We start from the raw sequence: 3,339 nt of genomic DNA on the forward strand, positions 1-3,339 counted from the left end.
GATGAAATAATAAAAGTATCACAAAACAGAAAAACCATTATTAAGAGACTTCTGGCAGAAAATTATGGAGAAGAAGTATGGGTAGAACTAATTTCCTCAAATCCTGATTTAGCAACTAAATTAGCTTTAGCTAGGGTTCAGACTAACCGCTTAAAAGCGTTAGAAGTTTTTCAAAATAATCTAAAGTTGAACAATTCTAGTGAAGATTTTTGGCAAACCTTTTTCACAGAAAATGATTGGATTTTTGGCTACGGATTAAACTACCAATTCCTTAATCTACTGAAAGACCAACCCGATTATGGAGGTAGAACCTTTTTAGGTAGTGGAAGCCAAAAGGGTGATTATTTGTTAAATACAGTGGCAGATGCACAATTCACTGTATTAATAGAAATAAAAACACCGGCTACACCTTTGCTCAGTTATATTCAATCGCTGCCTCGACGAGTCAAAAATCCGAGAAATGATGTTTGGTTGTTAAGCTCGGAACTATTAGGAGCAATTTCTCAAATACAAGTCAATTGTAGAACTTGGAGTATTGACTCACAAAGGTCCGAAAACGTAAGAAAACTTGAAAATAAAAACATATTTACCATAGAGCCAAAAGGAATTTTAATAATTGGGAATAGTAAAGAATTATCACAAGACGAAAGCATTATTAGCTGCTTCGAAAGCTATAGGAGAAACACAAATAACCCAGAAATTTTGACTTTTGATGAACTTTACAAGAGAGCTGAATTTATAGTAAATAATAAAATTATGACAGAAGAAAAGGAAATAGAAGCGCATAATGAAGATTTACATTCTAAAGAATGATTGTCAAACTTTACTATATCTTTGAACGATCTAAATAGTAATAAAATGCAACAGTCACTTAAGCGGAAAATTGCCTTAGAAATAGTAATCTTATTTTCAGCTATAACTCTTGTTTGCATCAGTTATGCAGTCTCATGGTACATATATAAGTCCAACATAAGAAAAACTGCTAATATCCAAAATCAAATTTCTGCATTAACTATTGATATTGATTCGCTAAAGTCTTTATTTCCTAAGACGAAAACTTTTGATGAATTGTTCATTAATAATCTCCCAGATAGATTTTATGTTAAAACTGGTGAATTTGATGAGTTTGGTATCCCTATTCGAAAATTAAAAAGATACGATTCATTGAATATATTGGACGATAACGATGAAAACTCTGCCAGTAAAAACAACATAAAAAAACTGTATGCAATCCTAATTGATTCAAAATATGAGTTTGCAATATTTGGTGAATTTGGAGGTCGGCCAATTTACAAAAATTTTGAAAGAGATATTCTAAATGAGATTCAAAATAATGATTCAAATTTAAGCAGTAGGTCAACGAAAAATGATGAATTGTACAGAATCCATGAATTTTTAAAGGATGAGAATTACTTGAAAGAGAATTTTGATGAGTTTATCTCCTCTATTTCGGGATTACCCAAACCACCACCACATTCGATGTGGGTCAAGTTTCAAAATCTTCAAAAAGGGCTAAATGATCTAAAGACCGAATTGAAAATTGCAGTACCCAAAATGCATTCTTCAAGTGAATTTAAACACATTCCTTGCTGGATAGGAATCATTCTATTAATATTGATTTATCCCATTCGCTTTCTTTTCATATTATTAATCTGGTCTATAAACGTTTTAAAAAATAAAAATGAATCTTCAAGCAAAAAAAACGATAGCTAGGGAGTTCATCCTACTAATTTTAATGACTTTAATTGGCATAGCATTCTTTCTATGCACTTTTCTTTATAATTTTTACACGGAAAACCAAGTAAACCAAAAAGATCAGGAAATTAAGTCAAAAACCCTGATAGCGGATAGTTTATCAAATGTTTTTGATAAACATAAAAAGAAGCAATCCTGGATTTATGATAAGCTTATTGAAGAGTTCAATGTTGATAATAATTATACTCAAGAAAAAGCCTGGAATCAACTTTTAAAAGTTGCCAAGTCAAATAATACAAGAATTAAATGGACAACTACATGGGTTAGTGATTTGACACCATTCCTCAAAAAAATTGGTTTTAATACTCCCGAATCTTTTCAGAGTTTTATCTTAAAATATGAAATAAGTTCTGATGTGACTAGAAATAAACAACTAGCAATAGAGTTGAAAAGGGAAACTAGCACATTAAATAAAGAAAAGATAATTTTACAAGAAAAAATATTAAACATTGACAAGCAAATCAATTTAGGTATTGGCGCTTTTGTCATATGTTTTGTCATTATATTTTTTATGAGATATATTTATTATGGTATTCGTTGGAGCGTAAAGACCTTAAAACAAGAACCAGTCTAAGATCAACAGAAATTAAAAAGCCTTCAATATATACTATGTAATTTCGGAAGTCATAATTTACTCTTATGAAAATAAGCTATTTTAAACCCCGCAAACCTTTTGATTTTTCAGCACATACATATGATATAGGCGTTCCAATTGGGTTTTGGAAAGACCATGATGATAACCACTTTTTGCTGAAATTATATAAACTTGATGAACAGCTTTTTGCAGAGTATTACAAATATCATTTATCCTATACCTTAGAAAACAACATTGGCAGTGAGGAAGATTTCTTTCAGCAGGTGTGGCAACTGGTAAAGAGCAGGATTAAACATTACGAAAAACAGAGCCCCTTTTCACGCAACCATGCCACGCACGTACAAAGTATTGCAAAATTACAGCAGTTCCAGAAGTATTTGAACGGTATAGACCAATGGAATGCCCGGCCATCGCAAATTGTGATTGCGGAAAAAGAAGAAATTATTCAACAGCAAAAGATAGAAATAGAGAAACTCCAAAAACGCTTGGCTGAACTTAATGAATATGAGGTTGCCCAAAAAATCAGAATTGAGGATGATTACCTGCCGACTGTAATTGACCTGATTAAACAAATGCGGGAACTTGAATTGCCATCAGGTAGAAAACTTTTAAGAAGCGATCATAAAAACCCGTATCAAAAAATGGTTAGCAAATACTTCTCACATGGAGAAAAGGACATTCCGATTGAAACCTCCCGTAATTATTTTGTAGAGAAAAAAGGAGATGTGCCGGCCAAAGGCACGATCATCCAACCGGAACAGCAACTTTTTAAAATCATTCCTAAAAAATAACGACCAGTACAGAAGCTGTACATGACCAGACCAGACTAACGGTCATGGTTTGACCATTTTTACCCAACATATTTGCCCTGTAAACTTAAAATACGGAGGCAATTATGTTAATTGAAATTCTCACAAAAGAGGAACTGTTAAAGTTCAAATCGGAACTCATTCAAGAGATCAAAGCTGTCATAAAATCAGATGACGTAC

General features: G+C 32.3%; 4 protein-coding genes. All 4 read left to right on the forward strand.

Features of this window, described 5'->3' with window-relative positions; genetic code table 11:
• A partial coding sequence (locus tag ACHFIZ_RS17745) for a Shedu immune nuclease family protein (RefSeq protein WP_410888285.1) occupies positions 1–813 on the forward strand: 813 nt, incomplete at its 5' end.
• A gap of 45 nt (positions 814–858) precedes the next feature.
• Positions 859–1,713, forward strand: a complete 855-nt coding sequence (locus ACHFIZ_RS17750) for a hypothetical protein (protein ID WP_410888287.1) — start codon at positions 859–861, stop codon at positions 1,711–1,713.
• Positions 1,682–2,329 (forward strand): hypothetical protein, encoded by a 648-nt coding sequence (locus ACHFIZ_RS17755; RefSeq protein ID WP_410888289.1) that lies wholly within the window; start codon positions 1,682–1,684, stop codon positions 2,327–2,329. Before ACHFIZ_RS17750 ends, ACHFIZ_RS17755 begins: the two co-directional genes overlap by 32 nt.
• A 65-nt stretch (positions 2,330–2,394) precedes the next feature.
• The gene (locus tag ACHFIZ_RS17760) at positions 2,395–3,141 is read left to right on the forward strand and encodes a hypothetical protein (RefSeq protein WP_410888291.1); all 747 of its coding nucleotides are present in this window, start codon (positions 2,395–2,397) and stop codon (positions 3,139–3,141) included.
• Positions 3,142–3,339 lie beyond the last annotated feature (198 nt).

The sequence above is a fragment of the Pedobacter sp. JCM 36344 genome (assembly GCF_046546555.1).
GTDB lineage: Bacteria > Bacteroidota > Bacteroidia > Sphingobacteriales > Sphingobacteriaceae > Pedobacter.

What these genes read in the sequence shown, in the direction of transcription:
- ACHFIZ_RS17755 (WP_410888289.1), top strand. Translation starts at nt 1,682, where the DNA reads ATGAATCTTCAAGCAAAAAAAACGATAGCTAGGGAGTTCATCCTACTA.
- ACHFIZ_RS17760 (WP_410888291.1), top strand. Translation starts at nt 2,395, where the DNA reads ATGAAAATAAGCTATTTTAAACCCCGCAAACCTTTTGATTTTTCAGCA.
- ACHFIZ_RS17750 (WP_410888287.1), top strand. Translation starts at nt 859, where the DNA reads ATGCAACAGTCACTTAAGCGGAAAATTGCCTTAGAAATAGTAATCTTA.